This is a genomic window from Amycolatopsis pithecellobii (assembly GCF_009707865.1).
In the GTDB taxonomy this organism is placed as follows: Bacteria; Actinomycetota; Actinomycetes; order Mycobacteriales; family Pseudonocardiaceae; genus Amycolatopsis_E; species Amycolatopsis_E pithecellobii.
In genome coordinates this window covers 61087-78248 of record NZ_WMBA01000034.1, presented here as the reverse complement: position 1 = coordinate 78248, position 17162 = coordinate 61087, and the positions used below count along the sequence as shown (strand labels likewise).

Below are 17162 nucleotides of genomic sequence, written 5' to 3'. Positions count from 1 at the left end.
GCCCCACCCCCACCACAAGAACCGCCGCCGTGCAGCAAAAGCCGGCCCTGCGTGAGCGGACCTAGCTGACGGTGGCTGACGCGTGGAGGTTGCCGTCGGTGCCGGCGAGGCAGGCGGCTGAGGGAAGGGCCGTGGTGAGGAACTCGGTGAGGCAGCGGCCGAGTTGGGCGTGGCCGTTCGCGTTGGGGTGGAACGATTCCTGCAGCGCGTGGCCTGCCCGGTTGGCGTCGGTCAGGTCGTTGAGCCGCAGGGTGAGCCGGCTGAACCATTCCGTGCCCGGGTTGGGCCCGCCGCTGCACGCCTCGTGTCCGCGGCCCGCGCGCGAGAGGTCCAGGAACCGGGCGCCGGTCTGTGCGGCCGCGCGTGCGATGCCCGCGGACAGCTGCGGCACACCGTAGTCCCGCATCCAGCGCAGATCATCTGTCCGAAATGGACAGCCGTTGAGGTTCTGTAGGTCCACCGGCACGTCCGGGCCGATCGGGGACGCGTAGGACTGCAGCACCAGCTGGTAGTCCCCGGGTTCGTAGCCCGCCCGCGCGAGCACCGTTTTGACGTCGGCCACCGCGGAGGTCACCTTCGGCACCATTGCGGTGATCCGGTCCTGCCAGGTGGCGCTGATCGAGGAGTTGCACGGCGCGCTGCCGGTCCGGAACCACGCCTGGAAGCACTGGTTGACCAGGTCGGAGAAATGCGGGTCGTCGTTCGCGCCGACCGCGAGCACCACGACCGCGACCCGGTGGTCCTTCACCAGGTTCGCCAGCTGCGCGGCCTGCGACGGTTCGGTCCACTGCTTCGCGTCACCGAGCCCGACCTGCGCCGCGTTCGCCCCGGAACACGCGAGGTTGATCTTGGCGGTGATCCCGGGGACGGCGGTCGAGAACACCGCGGCGTTGGGGGAGCGGTGGCACCAGTCGCCGCCCGTGCCGTTGGTTTCGGGCGTGTAGTTGCCCGCGCCTTCGCCGGACAGGGTGCTGTCGCCCAGCGTCACGATCGTCAGCGGACCGGTGCCGGGCGGCCCCTGCCGTTTCGGGGTCGGCACGTTGCCGGGGCCGGAGAACACGAACACCGCGGTGAGGATCGCGACGAACAGGATGACGCCCCCACCGATCCACCACCGATACCGTCGCATCACCGTCGAGTCTACGAGGTGATCAAGCCAGCACCCCGCCGGTCAACCGCACCCGGCGGTCGGCGATGGCGTGCACCGCGTCGTCGTGGGTGGCGATGACGACCGCGGCGCCCTCACCGGCGCACCGGCGCAGCAGCCGCAACACCGCCGGGGTGCTCGCGGCGTCGAGATGCGCGGTGGGTTCGTCGGTCAGCAGCACCTTCGGGCGGCCGCTGACCGCACGCGCGAGCGCGGCCCGTTGCCGCTGCCCGAAGGACACCTCCGCCGGGTAGCGGTCGGCCAGGTCCGCGATGCCGAGCTCTTCCAGCAGGGCGGTGACCCGTTCCTCGACGACGTCGGTGCCGGGCCGCAACCGCAGCGGCAACGCCACGTTCTCCGCGACGGTCAGTTCACCGGCGAGCCCGAGCGCCTGCGGCAGCACCGCGCACAGGTGCCACGGCGGGGCGCCGTCGACCGGTTCCCCGGCCAGCAGAACCCGCCCCGAGTCGGGGGAGTCGAACCCGCCCAGCAGGGCCAAAAGTGCGCTCTTGCCCGAGCCGGAACGCCCGGCGACGGTGACGATCTCCCCGGCGTCGACGGACAGGTCGAGCCCGCGCAGGATTTCGACGTCACCGCTGGGGTGGTGGAAGCGGCGCCGCAGCGCGGACGCGGACACGGCGGTCATCCGAATGCCTCCAGCTTTCCGTCGCGCAGCCACGCGACCCGGGTGCCGAGCGCGATGAGCCGCTCGTCGTGCGACGCGACCAGGACGGCGAAACCCTGCTCGGCGAGGGAACGCAGGGTGTCCAGGACGAGGTCCGCGGACGCCTCGTCGAGTTGCGAGGTCGGTTCGTCGGCGAGGATCACCGACGAACCTCGCGCGAGCGCGCACCCGAACGCCAGCCGCTGCTGCTGCCCGCCGGACAGTGCCGCGATGGGCCACGAGCCGGTGCCGCCGAGCCCGAGCCGGCCGAGGATGTCGCCCGGTTCGCAGCGACGGCGCGCGGACTGGGCCGCGGCATGCAGATTGTCCGCGACCGTCAGGTAGTCCAGCAGGTTTTCCGGCGGGTTCTGGAATACCAGCCCGAGCCGGTCACGGCGCAGCGCCCGCCGCCCCCGGTGGGTGAGGGTGCCGGTTTCGGTTCCCTGGAACCGCATCGTGCCGCGGGCCGGCCGCTCGAACAGGCCGAGCACCCGCAGCAGCGTCGACTTTCCCGAGCCCGACGGTCCGGCGAACACGGTGATCCCGGAGCCGGGCACGGCGATGCTCACCTCGTGCAGGCCGGTGACGAGGCCGGCCGGGGTGGGGTAGTCCACGCCGATCCGGTCGAGTTCGTAGCTCACCTCAGCCACGCAGCAGCTCCGCGGTCTGGGCGGTGCGCACCGATCGCACCGCGAGCCAGCCGGCCAGTAGCACCACGACGATCCCGGTGGCGGCCACGGCGAGCACGAACGTCGTCTGGTCCGGCAACGCCGAACGCGGCGCGAGCCAGCGCACCGGATCGAACCGCGGCACCGCCAGGCCGGCGACGGTGAGCCCGCACGCCACCCCGGCGACGGCCGCCAGGCCCGCGAGCGCGCCGAGTTCGATGAGATGACTGCCGAACAAGGAACGCACCCCCATGCCCATGCGCAACACGAGCGCACCGGCGAGCGCGTTCTGGCGCCGCCGCACCTCGACGGCGACCAGCAGGGCCAGTATCGCGACCGTGGCGAGCACCCCGCCCAGCAGGCTGACGAACGAGAACGTCCACTCCACGACGTAGAACGGCAGCGCGTCCAGGGCGCCATCCTGGCTCACCCGGTTGACCTGCCCGAGGCGGGCCGCCGACATCGCCGCCGACACCTGGTCCAGCGGCGCGGTGGACAGGAGGCTCCACTGCGGGATCGTGGCGAGCTGCGCCGGGGTGAGCGCGGTCCGCGACACGACGTAGCCGGGACTGTTGCCCAGCACCGGGAACGACGGCACGTCGGCGACCGGCAGCGCCGCCGGCAGCCCACCCGGCAGGGCCACCGACGGCGGGTGGCCGATCCGCAGCGCCGGCAGCCCGCCGGGGACCGGCTTGTCCAGGCGTGGCAAAAGTTTCGTGACCTGCTGGCGCAGCGACCCGAGGTAGGCGTCACGGGTGAAGGTCGCCGGGTCCACCACGAGCAGGACGCTGCCGGTGCCGCTGGTTCGCCCGATGATCGTGCCGGTGCCGGCGATCGGCGCGGGCAGCGGCGTGCTGCCCAGCCCGACCGGGGTTTCGACGTCGACGCGGCTCGCGGCACCGACGAGGATGCCGGTCTTGGTGTCGAGCGCGGTGCGCTGCCCGGCGGCGATCCCGTTGCCCGCGGCCAGTGTCCCGATGGCGAGTACACCGATCACGAGCACCCCGGTGACCGGGGCGCGGGCACCGGCCAGGCGCCGGATCGCCAGCTGCAGCGCCGGTTTCGACCACCACCGCACCCGGTGCGAGGCCCGCAGCAGCAGCCACACCACCCGCGCCCCGGCCAGGCCTGCGGTCAGCACCACGAACACCGGATAGGTCAGCGCGAGCGAGTTGATCTGCGGTAGCGGCGTGCCCACCCGGGACGACGCGCCGTAGCCGGCCAGCCGCGTCCAGCCGAGGACGGCCAGCGCCGCGGTGACCAGTTCCCATGGGACCAACACGAGCAGCCGCCCGCGCCGCCGCGGCAGCCTGCCCACCTGGAATTCCCGATGCGCGCGCACCGCGGTCACCACGACGAGCAGGAGCAACGACACCACCAGCACGCCGGCCGCGATACCCGCCGCGGCCAGCTGCGGGCCCGGCGCCACCTCACCGGGAGGCGCGTACAGCGGCAACGACAACCGGGCGCCGACCAGCCCCAGGACACCTCCGCCCAGCACCGGTAATCCCAGTTCGGCGACGGCGAGACCACCGAGCGCCGGGGGACCGGCGCCCCGCGCGGCGAGCAGCCGGATCTGCGGTCGCCGCCGCTGATACCACTGCAATGCGACGACGGCGATCCCGCCGCACCCCACCAGCACGCTGATGGCGGCCAGCGGCAGGATCGACACGAGCACGTTGGACTGTGCCTGCCCGGCCAGCTGTGCCGAACGCTCGAACGGGGTTTGCGCGGCGATGCTGCCGCCGAGGCCCTGCCGGTCCAGCTCCGCTTCCACGCCCGCGATCAGCTCGCGCGAGCGGTCCAGATCGGCGCGTGCCTGCTGCGTGGTGCGTGGCGGGTCCAGATAGAACGAGATCGTGAAGTTCGCCAGTGCCGGCAAGTGAAGCGTGCGCACCGCATCGGCGAAGGTCTGCTGATCACTGGCGAACGCGATCGTGTTGAGCGGGTCGTTGGCGTAGGGGTAGACGGTCGCGTTGTTCTGCTGCGAGCACCACCAGCGCGGCGGCGGCACGGACAGCGCGTGGTACACCCCGGCGACCGGTGGCAGCAGCCCGCCCGCCACCGGGTCACCGGGCCGCACCGGGGCGAACCGGGTCAGGTCGTCACCCACCCACAGGCCCGGCCCGCTGCCGCGCACCACTTGCCGCAACTGGTCCAGCCCGCCGTCGCGGTAGCCGATGGTGAACTTGCGCCGCGGCGCCGGGCCGATGTCGGCGAACGCGATCCCGGTGTACATCGCCGCGACCGGCTGCGTGAACCCGTGCGCGGTGGCCTGGCGCCGCACGGTGTCGAGCACCGCGGATGCCTTGTCCGCGGGGAAACTCGCGCGCGAGAACACCGGACCGTAGGTGTCGGGACAGGCTGCCGCGGCCTGGTAGTCCGTCGCGGCACCACCGGCGGCGAACGCGATCAGCACGGCGGCGGTCGCGAGAAAACACGACAGCAACGCGGTCATCGCCGCGACGAGCATGGTGAGTTTGCTCGACAGCGCGGCCCGCGGTGCCCGCGCCCACGGCAAGGAAATCCCCCACGACCGTCGCATGAGCACGGACGCTACCGGGAAGTCGTTGCCCGACGGTGACTTTTCGGGTGTTTGCGCGGGCGCGGTCAGGGGGAAGCAAGCAAAGGGAGTGTGAGGCGAAGGGGAAAGGACACGGGACATGTCCGCGGACACCATCGAGATCATCGGCGTCACCGAGGCTGTCAAAACCGCGCAGGACAAGGAAAACGCCGAGAATCTGGTCAACGCGCGGACCGCATTGTGCCGGTTCTGCGACCGGCCCGGCGCCAAGGGACGGTATCGCGCGCCGGGACCAGTGGGGCCGATCTGCCGCGAGTGCCTCGATGCCGGACGGGACCTGTGCCGTGACGGCAAGGAACGGCTCCTCGGTGGGCTCAACCTGGCGCGGCTGGTGACCGCTCCCGGTATCCCGTGCGAGTTCTGCGACCGTGACGAACGCCGTCCCTGGTTGCGTCACGCCCAGCCGCTGCCCCGCATGCGCCGGGTGCCCGGGGATTCGGTGATCTGCGCCGACTGCCTCGACCGCGGCGAGCAACTCCTCGCCCGCGTTTCCGGCGTGTGCCACGGCTGAAATTCTGTAAGGTCGGCAGCGAACTTCACAGCCACTTGACTGACCCCCCACAGGGAGGGTGCATGGTGTCGGCGAGCGGCACCTCGCTGCTGTTGGCCGTCCCCGCGGCGGTCGTCGGCGCGGCCTGCATGGGACTGGCCAGCGCCGCGCAGGCACGCGCGACCAAGGAGGTCGAGGTCAGCCGGATCCTCGATCCCGGGCTGCTGCGCGGGCTCGCGCACCGGCCGCTGTGGCTGATCGGGATGGTCGCCACCGGCGCCGGGCTCGCGCTGCAACTGGTCGCGCTCGCGTTCGCCCCGCTGCTGGTGGTGCAACCGCTGCTGATCACCTCTCTGGTGTTCGCGAACGTGATCTACTCACGCCTGGAACGCCGCCCGCTCGACCGCGTCATGGTCGCCGGGTCCTTCATCTGCATTGCCGGGCTGGCCGCGTTCCTCGTCGTCGCCCGCCCCAGCGGTGACTCCGTCGGGTTCTCCGGCACCACCAAACCACTCCCGCTGGCGTTCGCCCTGGCCACGGTCACCGTCGTGGCGCTCGTGGTGGCCGTACTGTTCCACGGCTCGGTGCGGGTGCTGGGCCTGGCCGTGGCGACCGGGATCCTCTACGGCGTGACCGCCGGGCTGATGAAAGCCGTCGCCGGGGAGGCCCGCGAAGGTCTCGCCGAGCCGTTCCAGAACTGGACGCTGTACCTGGTGTGCATCATCGGCCCGCTGGGGTTCCTGCTCAGCCAGAACACCTTCCAGCAGGGACAGTTCCTCACCCCGGCCCTCGCGGTGATCACCGCGCTCGACCCGCTCGTCGGGGTCGGGATCGGGGTGTGGTGGATGGGGGAGACGGCGAACACCACGACGTGGGCGCTGGCCGGGGAGGCGGTGGCCGGCGCGGTGATCCTGGTGGGCATCATGCTGCTGGCCAGCCGAGCGGAACACCTCGCCCGCGCCCAGGCCGGGCTGGACTCCGGGGTGCCGCGCACGGCTCCGGAAACTTCGGAAGGGACCGTATGAAGAAGGTGCTGGTCGTCTCGGCGGCCATGGGCGAGGGACACAACGCGACCGGACGCGCGCTCGACGACGCGGTCAAGCGGCTGTGGCCCGGGGCCACCGTGGACTGGCTCGACACGCTCGACGTGATGGGCGCCGGGGTCGGCCCGCTGTTCCGCTGGATCTACGTGTCCAACGTGCAGCGCACGCCGTGGCTGTACGAGTTCTTCTACCGGTCACTGTGGCGCTACCGCTGGTTCGCCGCCGCGTCGAAACGGTTCGTCGGTGCGTGGTGCGGGCGGCTGCTGGCCCGCAAGATCCGTGAGCTGGAGCCGGATCTGGTGCTGTCGACCTACCCGCTCGGTTCGGCCGGGTTGGACTGGATGCGCCGCCACCACCGGCTCGACGCCCCCACCGGGGCGTGGGTGTCGGACTTCGCGCCGCACCCGTTCTGGGTCTACGGCAACCTGGACCTCAACCTCGTCATGCACGAGCAGGCCGTGCCGCCCGCGCTGAAATGCGTGCCCGAAGCCAAAGTGGCCGTGTCGGCGCCGCCGGTGCGCGCCACGTTCCGGCCCGGTGACCGGGTCAGCGCACGCCGGCACCTCGGCCTCCCGGTGGACGCGTTCATCGCGCTCGTGTCCTGTGGCTCGCTCGGCTTCGGGGACGTCGAGGACGCCGCGAAAGAGCTTCTGAGCTCGCATCCCGACGTCGTCCCGGTGGTGGTGTGCGGGCGCAACGAGCCGCTGCAACGGCGGCTTCGGCCGCTCGCCGAGGCCGAACCGCGCCTGCGGCTACTCGGCTGGACCGACCAGATGGCCGCCTACACGATCGCGTCGGACGTCGTGGTCACCAACGCCGGTGGCGCCACCGGCCTGGAAGCCCTCGCCTGCGGCCGCCCGGTCCTGATGCACCGCCCGATCGCTGCGCACGGCCGCGCCAACGCCGAACTGATGGCCGAAGCGGGGCTCGCGATCGTGTGCGACACCGACGGCGAACTCGGCGACGCGGTGCGTGAACTCATCGCGAAACCCGAGCGGTGGAAGGCGATGGCTGAGGCGGCGACCCGGCACTGCGACAGCACCGGCGCGCTCGAGGACGGGCTGCGGGCACTCGCCGGAATCACCCCGGCGGCCGCGCCGACTGCCTAGGCTGGACACCATGCCCAGGGTGAACGAGGAGGTCGAGGCGCTCCTGCGGGAGTACGCCGACCTCCTCGCGATCACCGGCGGCGACGCGTTCAAGGCACGGGCCTACGAGAAGGCGGCCCGCGCGGTCGCCGGGCACCACCAGGACCTCGCGACGCTCGATCTCAAGCAACTTCAGGCCATCCCTGGTGTCGGGCGCTCGATCGCCGGCAAGATCGCCGAGTACCTCGAGCACGGCCAGGTCGCCGTCATCGAACAGGCCCGCGCCCGCATCCCCGCCGGAGTACGCGCCCTGACCGAGATCCCGACGCTGGGCCCGAAGAAGGCGATGCTGCTGTATGAGGAACTGGGCATCTCCTCGATCGAGCAGCTCGTCGACGCCATCGGCCAGGAACGCCTCAACGACCTGAAGGGATTCGGGCCCAAGACCGCGGAGAACATCCTGCACGGCGTCGATCTGCTGCGCTCGTCCGGCGGACGTGTGCTGATCGACGTCGCAATGGAGCTGGCCGAGGAGATCGTCGCCCGCCTGTCCACAGTGGACGGTTGCGAACGCTGTACGCACGCGGGTTCGCTGCGCCGGTTCCGCGAGACGATCGGGGACGTCGACATCCTCGCCGCTGCAACGGATTCCGCGCCGCTCATGGCCGCCTTCCGCGAGCTGGACCTGGTCACCGAGGTCATCGCGAGCGGGGAGAAGAAAACGTCGATCCGCACCACCAGGGGACTGCAGGTCGATCTGCGGGTCGTGCCGCCGGACTCCTGGGGCGCGGCACTGCAGTACTTCACCGGCTCGCAGGCACACAACATCCGCACCCGCGAGATCGCCGTGCACGCCAAGCTGAAACTGTCCGAGTACGGCCTGTTCGACGTCGAAACCGGGGACCTCGTCGTGTCCCGCACCGAGGAGGACGTCTACGAACGACTCGGGCTGCCGTGGATCCCGCCGCCGCTGCGTGAGGACCGCGGCGAGATCGAGGCCGCGCTGCGCGGTGAACTGCCCGATCTGGTGGGGGAGAAGGACTTGCGGGGTGACCTGCACACGCACACCGACCTCACCGACGGCATCGCGTCGCTGGAGGAGATGCTGGAGGCCGCCGCCGCACGCGGCTACCGCTACTACGCGATCACCGACCACGCACCCAATTTGGTGATGCAGCGCATGACCGACGAGAAGATGCTCGCCCAGCGGGAGCGGGTCCGCGAACTCGACCGCGCCTACCGCGGTATGCGGCTGCTGCACGGCACCGAACTCAACATCGACCCGGACGGCGACGTCGACTGGCCCGCCGAGTTCCTCGCCGGCTTCAATCTCTGTGTCGCGTCGGTGCACTCGGCGTTCACCCAGTCCCGCGCCGACACCACCCGCCGCCTGGTCCGGGCCTGCGAGAACCCGCACGTCAACATCCTCGGCCACCTCACCGGCCGCCAGATCGGGCACCGCGCCCCGATCGACGCCGACTTCGACGAGGTGTTCCGCGCCTGCGCCCGCACCGGCACCGCGCTCGAGGTCAACTCGTTCCCGGACCGCCTGGACGTGCGCGACGAACACATCCTGCACGCCAAGCGGTACGGGGTGAAGTTCGCCATCGACAGCGACGCGCACTCCATTCGCGATCTGGCGCAGATCCGTTACGGCGTCGGCACCGCGCAACGCGGCTGGCTCACCGCGGACGACGTGATCAACACCTGGCCGCTCACCCGGCTCCAGAAGTTCCTGCGCAAGCCCAATGTGCGGGACGCGTGAGCGGAGCGGTCACCCGCGTCGCGGCGTCCCCGTTCGCCGCGGAAAGCTGAGGCTGGGTCAGGAAAAGGCTGCCCGTGAGATCGGCCCCGCGCAGATCCGCGCCCCGGAAGTCGGCGCCGATCACGTCCGCCGCACGCAGGTCCGCATCCCGCAGATCCGCGCCGGTCAGGTAGGCGCCCCGCAGCGATGCCCCGCGCAGATCGGCACCCCGCAGCTTCGCCCCGATGAGATCGGCGCCGCGATGGTTGTGCTTGCGGCCAGGGACCCGTGCCCGCGCCAGCTCACTCGCCCGCAGCAGCAGCACGTTCACCTCACGCCGCCGCGCCTCGACATCCACCGCGAGCAGTTCGTCCGGGCCTTGCCCGGTCAGGGTTTCCACGTCGTCGAACGCCCGCCGCAGCTGCGCGCGGATCGGGTGCGCCGCCGGGAAAGTCATCGCGTCGCTGAGGTAGCGCAGCAGTTCGTGCAGTGCCCGCATGACCGGGAACACCGCGAACATCCGCCGCGCCGTTTCCGGATCCCCACGCCAATCCCGGCCACCGAACGTGACCTGCGAAACCTGTTGCCCGGCGCCGAAACAGTCGAACACCGTGCAGCCGGCGAACCCGCTTTCCCGTAGCCGGGCATGGATTCCGCACCGGAAGTCCTCCCGCAGGTTCGGGCATGGCGTACCCGCGGGCTTGTCGGCGGCGAAATCCGCGGACGCCGCGAACGGCAAGGCCACGCAACACAACCCGGCACATGAGGAACAGTCAGCGGTCAGCGACACGCTCCATTGTCACCCCGCCGCGGACACCGCCGTGGGGTGGCGGCGGGTGGCCGTGGTCAGGAACACCAGCAGGGTGATCGCGGTGCTCAAAGCCACGGCGCGCAGGGCACGGGGACGGCTGGACAGCTCGCCATTGCTCAGCGCGTGCTCGACGACGCGGGCTCGGTCGGTTTCGAGGACCGGGTGCGTAAGAGCGTGTTGTGTCCAACGTGGCGTGTCCCACGAGGTTGGCGACGATGACGATGTCGACGCCGTTGCGCAGCAGCTGGTGACATCGGCGCCCGCCCGTCAGGTCGAACGGGCCTGGACGCCGAGATGGCCGAGGGCGTCCTCGACCACACGCGCGACGAACGCGGCGTCAAGGGGCTCGTGGGAGAACCAGCGACGGTAAAACAGCGGGCCGGCCACGGCAGCGGTGACGTCGGCCGGCCCACGATCCGCGGCGAGCTCGCCGCGAGCTCGCGCGCGTTCGGTCACCACACCGAACGGAGCCATCAACCGGGCATGCAGATCCGCATGGAGCCCGGCCAACTCGGGCTCGCGCTCGGCGGCGTCCACGATGGAGGGCAAGACCGCCGCCCAGCGGGCGCTCCGCAGCTGCTCGGCCAACTCCTCGGTCAAGGCAACGAGATCCCCGCCGAAGCTGCCCGTGTCGGGAACCGGAGGCGCCGACCCGATCGTCGAGCACGCCTCGACCAGCAGCGCGGCCCGTGACGGCCAGTGCCGGTAGATCGTGGTCTTGGACACGCCCGAGCGTCGCGACACCTCGTCGATACTGACACCGCCGATGCCCCCCGCCGACAGCAACTCGTACGTCTGGGCGAGCACCGCCGCCTTGGACCGCTGGACTCGAACGTCGACGAAGTCCCCGGATCGGGCCACGTTGTGATCTCCGTATCTTTCCCTCACAGAAACAGTACGCTACCGTAGCGTACTGTTTCGTGGAGCCGGGCGGTCCGGCTCCACGCAAAACAGCCAGGAGAACGCCATGAAGCTCGCCTCAGTACGCCTCATCACCGACGACCTGCCCACCCTGACCGCTTTCTACTCCACGCTCACCAACACCGAGCCGGTAACCCCCTTCGGGCCCGGCAACTACGCCGAACTACACACCGAAGGCGGCACCGTTGCGCTGGCCAACAGCGCGGCGGTCAAGCGTTTCAACAACAACGCCGCCGTAGCCGCCGCCAACCGATCCGCCATCCTCGAATTCGAGGTCGACGACGTCGACGCCGAACGCGCCCGCCTCGGCGACCAGGTCACCGACTGGGTCCAGGAACCCACCAACCAGCCATGGGGAAACCGGTCAATGCTCCTGCGCGACCCCGACGGCAACCTCATCAACATCTACTCCACCGGACACTGAAGGGCGCCGGGCAGATGAAAATCAGCGGCAACACCGTCATCATCGGCGGCCGCCGCGCGGACCGGCTCGCCGACATCCGCGCCGACCTTCTCCTGGTAGTCGGGGTCGTTGCGGCCGATGGTCTCCCCGCCGAAGCGCAGCCAGGCCGAGAACCCGTGGAACGTCTCGGCCTTGCCGGTGATCGCGGTGACCTGCTCGCGCAGTCGCGGTTCGGACAGGTACCGCAATAGCGTCACCGTCCTGATGACCCGACCCAGCTCCCGGAAGGCCCGGTAGAGCCGTGCGCAGCAGGTCGGTCCAGTGGGTGGCGATCAGGCTCCCAGCGGGGCAGCAGGTCGAACCCGAGCAGCGCGGCGAGCCCGAACACCGGCAGGGACTGGCCCTGGGTGTCGGCGTGAATGGTGTCCGGACGGATGTCGGAGTCGTTGCGCAGCAAGCCTTCGATGATGTAGACGGCCTCCCACACCCCGCACGGGATGAACCGGGAGCACAGCGCGATGTAGGTGTCGGAGATGTGCCGGAACGCGATCCCGCCGTAACCGCCGTACCGGATCGAGGTCTCGGCCAGGATGTTGTCCCAAGTGTCGCTCTGCGAGCCGTCCACCGCGACGGCGTGACCGTCGCCCCACCTGCCGGCCACGTCCAGCTTCGCGAAGTCGTTCTTGACGTCGGTCGAGGTAGTGCCGAGGAAGAAGCTGCGCGATGACGTCGAGAACGACGTATCCGGCGACCCCGTTTCCCGCGATCACGCCGAGCGTGTTCCGACGCCCCGAAATCGGGCCGCCCAGACTGGACGGTAACTCCCCACACCTCGCCACCACTGCGGATCGACGGCGGCAGGGGGCGATCGTGCGCAGAAACTGCCCCGTCGAAGCAGGTCAGCCCCGCTGGGTTTCCCACCAGATCCGCCCGGTCTCCGGCAACGTGGAGATCGGGTCGTAGTAGGGGTAGCGGCGCAGCAACGCGTCCGGGTCGGCGAGCTCGATCCCGGTGCGGTAGTTCTTCGTCCAGTAGGAGATCCCGCGCTCCCGGTCGTACTCGGCGAGCTGATGCACCCACCGCTTGCCGACATACGGCACGTCGCACACGATGCGCGGCGTCGCATACCCGGGCAGGTAACCCATGATCGCGTGCTGCAGGTCCTGCGCCTCCCACACCGCGACCCGCCAGTGCTCGGCGTGCGGAATCATGTCGCACATATAAAAGTAGTAGGGCAGGATGTTCGCCTCGCCCTGCAACGCGAAACACAGATCCAGCAGTGCGGCGGGTGTCGCGTTCACCCCGCGCATCAGCACACCCTGGTTCCGCACATCCCGCACCCCGACATCCAGCGCCATCCGTGCCGCCTCCGCCACCAGCGGTGTCACCGACTGGGCATGGTTGACATGCGTGTGGATGGCAAGGTTCACCCCGCGCCGCTGCGCCGTCACCGCGACCCGCTCCAGTCCTTCCACGACCTTCGGCTGCAGCCAGTGCTGCGGCATCCCGGCCAGCGCCTTCGTCGCCAACCGGACATCACGCACCGTCTCGATGTCCAGCAGCCGCATCAGGAACGACTCCAGCTGATGCCACGGCACATTCGCCACATCACCACCGGAGACCACGACGTCACGTACACCCGGGGTCCGCCGCAGGTAGCCGATGATCGCGTCCTGCCGGTCAGCTGGTTTCAATGCGAGCCTGTGCTTGGTGACCTGCGCGGTCGAGTTGCCCACCAGGTCCATCCGCGTGCAGTGCCCGCAGTACTGCGGGCAGGTGGACACCAGCTCGGCCAGCACCTTGGTGGGGTAGCGGTGGGTGAGCCCCTCGACCACCCACATTTCCGCCTCGTGCAAGGAATCCCGCGTCGAGTGCGGGTGACTGGGCCAGTCCGGGTCACGGTCGCTGCGCAGCGGCAGCATGTACCGGCGTACCGGGTCGGCGTAGAACGACTCGGTCGACGCGGCCGCCATCGTGTTGAGCATCTGCGGGGGCAGCAACATCGACATCGTCGCCCGCTCCCGCTGGTCGGCGGCCAGGTCCTCGAAGAACCGCTCGCCCACGAGATCCCCGAGCACCGCGCGCAGCTGCCTGATGTCGCGCAGGCAGTGCACCCGCTGCCATTGCGCGTCCCGCCACTGCGCCTCGGTGACGTCCCGCCAGCCGGGGAAACGCCGCCAGTCCGGCTCCACCAGCTCCTTCCTGGCATACGCATAGGGCTGGCCAAGGGTGTCGGCAGATGAGACAGCATCCTGGATCGCAGTCATCTGTACTCCTTACTGGCCTGATCACATGAAAATCTACGGTAAACAAGATAATAGAGCGAAAATCTTCCCGTGACACGTGATGAGGCAGACTCGACACGTGAACGAAACGACGCTTCTGGTCGGCGGGCGGATCCATTCCCCGAGCTCGCCCGACGCGACCGCGATGGCGGTCACCGGGGACACCGTGGTGTGGGTCGGGCAGGACGGACCCGGCCGCGCCCTGCACCCCGGCGCGCAGGTGATCGACCTCGACGGCGCCTTCGTCGCACCCGGCTTCGTCGACGCCCACGTGCACGCCACCGCGACCGGACTGCACACCAGCGGCCTCGACCTCACCGGCGTGCGTGACGCCGCCGGCCTGCTCGCCGCCGTCCGCGCCGCGGTCACCCCCGGCGAAGTCCTCATCGCGCACGGCTGGGACGAATCCACCTGGACCAGCCCCCGGCTGCCCAGCCGCGCCGAAATCGACGAGGCCGCCGCCGGTGTCCCGGTCTACCTCAGCCGCGTCGACGTGCACTCCGCGCTGGTGTCCACCGCGCTCACCGACCCGGCCCCCGAAGCCGCCACGGCCGAAGGCTGGTCGGCCGACGGCCCCCTCACCGGCGTCGCCCACCACGAGGTCCGCGCCGCCATGCGCGCGGCGATCACCGCCGAGCAGCGCCGCGGCGCCCAGGAGGCGTTCCTGCGCGCCGCGGCCGAACACGGCATCGTCAGCGTCCACGAATGCGCCGGCCCCGACATCTCCGGCGAAGCCGACCTCGCCGCCCTGCTCAAGCTGGCCGCCGAACCCGGGCACCCCGAGGTCATCGGGTACTGGGGCGAAATCGGCGCCTTCGAGCTCGCCCGCCGCCACGGCCTGCGCGGCCTGGCCGGGGACCTGTTCGTCGACGGCGCGCTCGGCTCGCACACCGCCGCGCTGCACGAGCCCTACACCGACCGGCCCGCCACCACCGGCACCCGCTACCTCGACGCCGACACCATCGCCGCACACCTGGCCGCCTGCACCGAAGCCGGCCTCCAGGCCGGGTTCCACGTCATCGGTGACGCCGGCGTCACCGAGGTCGTCCGTGGTTTCCAGCTCGCCGAGAAAACCGTCGGCCGGCGCGCGCTCGCCGGCGCCCAGCACCGCCTCGAACACCTCGAGATGATCACCGCGGACCAGGCCGAACTCGTCGCCGGCTGGGGTGTCGCCGGCTCGGTGCAACCCCAGTTCGACGCACTGTGGGGCGGCGAGAACGACATGTACGCCACCCGCCTCGGGCCACGCGCCGCCGCGCTGAACCCGTTCGCAACCCTTGCCGCGAGAGGGATTCCACTGGCCTTCGGCTCCGACAGCCCGGTCACGGCACTCGACCCGTGGGCCGGCGTCCGCGCCGCGGTCTACCACCGCACCCCGGGCTCGGGGCTGTCCGCGCGGGCGGCGTTCAACGCCCACACCCGCGGCGGGCACCGCGCCGCCGGGGTCAACGACGGCCTGACCGGGAGCCTGGTGCCGGGCGCCCCCGCGCACTACGCGATCTGGGACGCCGCCGAACTCGTGGTCGCCACCCCGGACTCGCGGGTGCAGCGCTGGTCCACCGACCCGCGTTCCCGGGTGCCCGCGCTGCCGCCGCTGGAGCCCGGTGCGCCGCTGCCGACCTGCCTGCGCACGGTCCGGGGCGGCGAGGTTCTCTACGACGCGTTCACCCCGGCTCATTAGAATGCGCGAAGTGGCCGTAACCGCGCCGGAGTCCCTGGCCCCCGAAACCCCGAAGCCTCACCGTCCCCGGGCATGGCGGCCCTGGCTGCTCCGCCTCGCCCTCACTGTCGCGTCGGGGTTCGTGTTCTACCTGTCGTTCGCACCCCGGCCACTGTGGTGGCTCGCGCCGATCGGCTTCGCCGGGTTCGCGTACGCGCTGCGCGGGCGACGGCTGTGGGGCGGGCTGGGCTACGGGTTCGCCTTCGGCGTCGCCTTCAACCTGCCGCTGCTGTACTGGCTGCAGGACTTCCTCGGCGTCGAATTCGGCCCCTGGCCCTGGCTCGGGCTGTCCGTCGCGCTCGCCGCCTATCTCGGCGTCGCGGGCGCACTGTCCACAGTGGTCGCCCGGCTGCCGTGGGGCCCGGTGTGGACCAGCATGATCATCATCGCCACCGAGACCCCGCGCGCATGGTGGCCGCTCGGTGGTTTCCCGTGGGGGAGAGTCGCGTTCAGCCAGCCCGACGGCGCCTTCGTGCCCCTCGCCTCGATCGGCGGCGCGCCGCTGGTGGGGTTCGCGGTGGTACTGACCGGTTTCGCGGTACCGCCACTGGTGTCCCGCCTGCGTCAGCGTGCGTGGCGCGGCTCGATCCTGCCCGCGGCCGGTGTCGTGGTGCCGGTCGTCGCGGGACTCGCGCTGTGGCCCACGATCGGCATCGCCGCCGAGACCGGCAGCCTCACCGTCGCGACCGTCCAGGGCAACGCGCCCGACGTCGGCATCGGGCTGATGGCCGAACAGGACACGCTGCGCGCCAACCATCTCGCGCAGAGCGCGCAGCTGGCCCAGCAGATCCACTCCGGGGCGGTGCCGCAACCGGACCTGGTGATCTGGCCGGAAAGCGTCGCCGAGTTCCGGGGCGCGGACCCGGCGCTCGACCAGACCGTCGCCGATCTCGGCGCCCCCACCCTCGTCGGCACCATCTTCCGGGCCGGTGCCCCCGGCGTGACCCAGAACAGCGAAGTCGTGTGGGACCCGAGGACCGGGCCAGGGGAGCGGTACTCCAAGCAGTCTCTGGTGCCGTTCTCCGAATACGTGCCCGCCCGCGCGATTGCCCAGTGGGTCACCCCGTTCGTCAACGGCTTCTACGACATGACCCCCGGCACCGCGCCCGCCGTCCTCGACGTCGCCGGCACGAAGGTCGCCACCCCCATCTGCTACGAGATCGCCTACGACTACGTCACCCGCGGCGGCGTCGACCAGGGCGGCCGGCTGATCGTGCTGCCGACCAACACCGCGTGGTTCGGCCGCGGCGGGATGAGCTACCAGCAGCTGGCGATCGCGCGGCTGCGCGCCGTCGAGCACAGCCGCGCCGTGGTGGTCTCCGCGACCAGCGGGGTCAGCGCGATCGTCGCCCCCGACGGCACAATCATGCAGTCGACCAGCGAGTTCACCGCCGCATCCCTGGTCGGGCGCGTGCCGTTGCGGGACACGACTACGCTGTCGGATCGACTCGGTGCGTGGACGGAGTACGGCCAGGTCGGCGCCGCTGTGGCGGCGGTGCTCGCCGGCCTCGTGCTGCGGGTGCGCACCAGGCGCGCAGGCGCCGAGCACACGCGAGCAACCGTGGCGGGATGAGGACTCCCGCCGAGGGAGGAC

At 70.9% G+C, this 17162-nt stretch carries 16 protein-coding genes; 7 read left to right on the top strand and 9 right to left on the bottom strand.

The features are described from left to right. Positions 1-61 precede the first annotated feature (61 nt). Genes GKO32_RS21225 through GKO32_RS39210 form a run of 4 tightly spaced genes read right to left on the bottom strand, consistent with a single transcriptional unit; the run spans position 62 to position 5024 of the window. Entirely contained in the window at positions 62-1129 is a 1068-nt protein-coding gene (locus GKO32_RS21225; protein WP_154758622.1) for a GDSL-type esterase/lipase family protein, read from the bottom strand. A 22-nt stretch (positions 1130-1151) separates the two neighbouring features. Next, positions 1152-1793, bottom strand: a complete 642-nt coding sequence (locus GKO32_RS21220; RefSeq protein WP_154758621.1) for an ABC transporter ATP-binding protein — start codon at positions 1791-1793, stop codon at positions 1152-1154. Then, positions 1790-2461 carry an ATP-binding cassette domain-containing protein gene (locus GKO32_RS39215; RefSeq protein ID WP_312868278.1) on the bottom strand — a complete coding sequence of 224 codons (672 nt, stop codon included), beginning with the start codon at positions 2459-2461 and terminating at the stop codon, positions 1790-1792. The genes GKO32_RS21220 and GKO32_RS39215 overlap by 4 nt, the downstream gene beginning before the upstream one ends. Beyond that, positions 2454-5024: an ABC transporter permease gene (locus tag GKO32_RS39210; protein ID WP_246244229.1), complete on the bottom strand. Its 2571-nt coding sequence runs from the start codon at positions 5022-5024 to the stop codon at positions 2454-2456. Before GKO32_RS39210 ends, GKO32_RS39215 begins: the two co-directional genes overlap by 8 nt. Positions 5025-5142: 118 nt before the next feature. Between GKO32_RS39210 and GKO32_RS21210 the strand changes: the two genes are divergently transcribed. The 4 genes from GKO32_RS21210 (at position 5143) to polX (ending at position 9449) form a co-directional block, all read left to right on the top strand. Continuing rightward, positions 5143-5574: a hypothetical protein gene (locus GKO32_RS21210; protein ID WP_246244228.1), complete on the top strand. Its 432-nt coding sequence runs from the start codon at positions 5143-5145 to the stop codon at positions 5572-5574. A 62-nt stretch (positions 5575-5636) separates the two neighbouring features. Further along, positions 5637-6578, top strand: a complete 942-nt coding sequence (locus GKO32_RS21205; protein ID WP_154758619.1) for a DMT family transporter — start codon at positions 5637-5639, stop codon at positions 6576-6578. Further along, positions 6575-7705: a glycosyltransferase gene (locus GKO32_RS21200; RefSeq protein WP_154758618.1), complete on the top strand. Its 1131-nt coding sequence runs from the start codon at positions 6575-6577 to the stop codon at positions 7703-7705. The genes GKO32_RS21205 and GKO32_RS21200 overlap by 4 nt, the downstream gene beginning before the upstream one ends. A 10-nt stretch (positions 7706-7715) precedes the next feature. Next, entirely contained in the window at positions 7716-9449 is a 1734-nt protein-coding gene (gene polX / locus GKO32_RS21195) for a DNA polymerase/3'-5' exonuclease PolX (protein WP_154758617.1), read from the top strand. Here the strand turns inward: polX and GKO32_RS21190 are convergent. Then, on the bottom strand, positions 9400-10173 hold the full coding sequence (locus GKO32_RS21190) for a pentapeptide repeat-containing protein (RefSeq protein WP_312868277.1): 774 nt from the start codon (positions 10171-10173) through the stop codon (positions 9400-9402). The genes polX and GKO32_RS21190 overlap by 50 nt on opposite strands. A gap of 333 nt (positions 10174-10506) precedes the next feature. Continuing rightward, the gene (locus tag GKO32_RS21185; RefSeq protein WP_208024480.1) at positions 10507-11100 is read right to left on the bottom strand and encodes a TetR/AcrR family transcriptional regulator; all 594 of its coding nucleotides are present in this window, start codon (positions 11098-11100) and stop codon (positions 10507-10509) included. A 106-nt stretch (positions 11101-11206) separates the two neighbouring features. On the opposite strand from GKO32_RS21185, the gene GKO32_RS21180 reads away from it, so the two are divergent. Beyond that, on the top strand, positions 11207-11584 hold the full coding sequence (locus GKO32_RS21180) for a VOC family protein (RefSeq protein WP_154758616.1): 378 nt from the start codon (positions 11207-11209) through the stop codon (positions 11582-11584). Here the strand turns inward: GKO32_RS21180 and GKO32_RS40560 are convergent. The 3 genes from GKO32_RS40560 to GKO32_RS21170 form a co-directional block, all read right to left on the bottom strand. Next, the gene (locus GKO32_RS40560) at positions 11566-11820 is read right to left on the bottom strand and encodes a hypothetical protein (protein WP_376765984.1); all 255 of its coding nucleotides are present in this window, start codon (positions 11818-11820) and stop codon (positions 11566-11568) included. The genes GKO32_RS21180 and GKO32_RS40560 overlap by 19 nt on opposite strands. Further along, positions 11817-12224: a Tn3 family transposase gene (locus tag GKO32_RS21175; protein ID WP_376765983.1), complete on the bottom strand. Its 408-nt coding sequence runs from the start codon at positions 12222-12224 to the stop codon at positions 11817-11819. The genes GKO32_RS40560 and GKO32_RS21175 overlap by 4 nt, the downstream gene beginning before the upstream one ends. Before the next feature lie 238 nt (positions 12225-12462). Beyond that, the gene (locus tag GKO32_RS21170; protein WP_154758615.1) at positions 12463-13830 is read right to left on the bottom strand and encodes a KamA family radical SAM protein; all 1368 of its coding nucleotides are present in this window, start codon (positions 13828-13830) and stop codon (positions 12463-12465) included. 97 nt (positions 13831-13927) lie between these two features. Here GKO32_RS21170 and GKO32_RS21165 point away from each other — a divergent pair, with 97 nt between their 5' ends. Both GKO32_RS21165 and lnt read left to right on the top strand, forming a co-directional pair. Continuing rightward, positions 13928-15529, top strand: coding sequence for an amidohydrolase (locus GKO32_RS21165; RefSeq protein ID WP_312868276.1), 1602 nt, complete (start codon positions 13928-13930; stop codon positions 15527-15529). Between the two features lie 10 nt (positions 15530-15539). Beyond that, a complete protein-coding gene (gene lnt / locus GKO32_RS21160; protein ID WP_376765982.1) occupies positions 15540-17141 on the top strand; it encodes an apolipoprotein N-acyltransferase in 1602 nt (533 codons plus the stop codon). The last annotated feature ends 21 nt before the right edge of the window (positions 17142-17162 follow it).

Excerpts from the sequence above, each read along its gene's own strand:
- GKO32_RS39210 (WP_246244229.1), bottom strand. The coding sequence starts at position 5,024 with ATGCGACGGTCGTGGGGGATTTCCTTGCCGTGGGCGCGGGCACCGCGG.
- GKO32_RS21170 (WP_154758615.1), bottom strand. The coding sequence starts at position 13,830 with ATGACTGCGATCCAGGATGCTGTCTCATCTGCCGACACCCTTGGCCAG.
- GKO32_RS21205 (WP_154758619.1), top strand. The coding sequence starts at position 5,637 with ATGGTGTCGGCGAGCGGCACCTCGCTGCTGTTGGCCGTCCCCGCGGCG.
- GKO32_RS21220 (WP_154758621.1), bottom strand. The coding sequence starts at position 1,793 with ATGACCGCCGTGTCCGCGTCCGCGCTGCGGCGCCGCTTCCACCACCCC.
- GKO32_RS21200 (WP_154758618.1), top strand. The coding sequence starts at position 6,575 with ATGAAGAAGGTGCTGGTCGTCTCGGCGGCCATGGGCGAGGGACACAAC.
- GKO32_RS21225 (WP_154758622.1), bottom strand. The coding sequence starts at position 1,129 with ATGCGACGGTATCGGTGGTGGATCGGTGGGGGCGTCATCCTGTTCGTC.
- GKO32_RS21210 (WP_246244228.1), top strand. The coding sequence starts at position 5,143 with ATGTCCGCGGACACCATCGAGATCATCGGCGTCACCGAGGCTGTCAAA.
- GKO32_RS21180 (WP_154758616.1), top strand. The coding sequence starts at position 11,207 with ATGAAGCTCGCCTCAGTACGCCTCATCACCGACGACCTGCCCACCCTG.
- polX (WP_154758617.1), top strand. The coding sequence starts at position 7,716 with ATGCCCAGGGTGAACGAGGAGGTCGAGGCGCTCCTGCGGGAGTACGCC.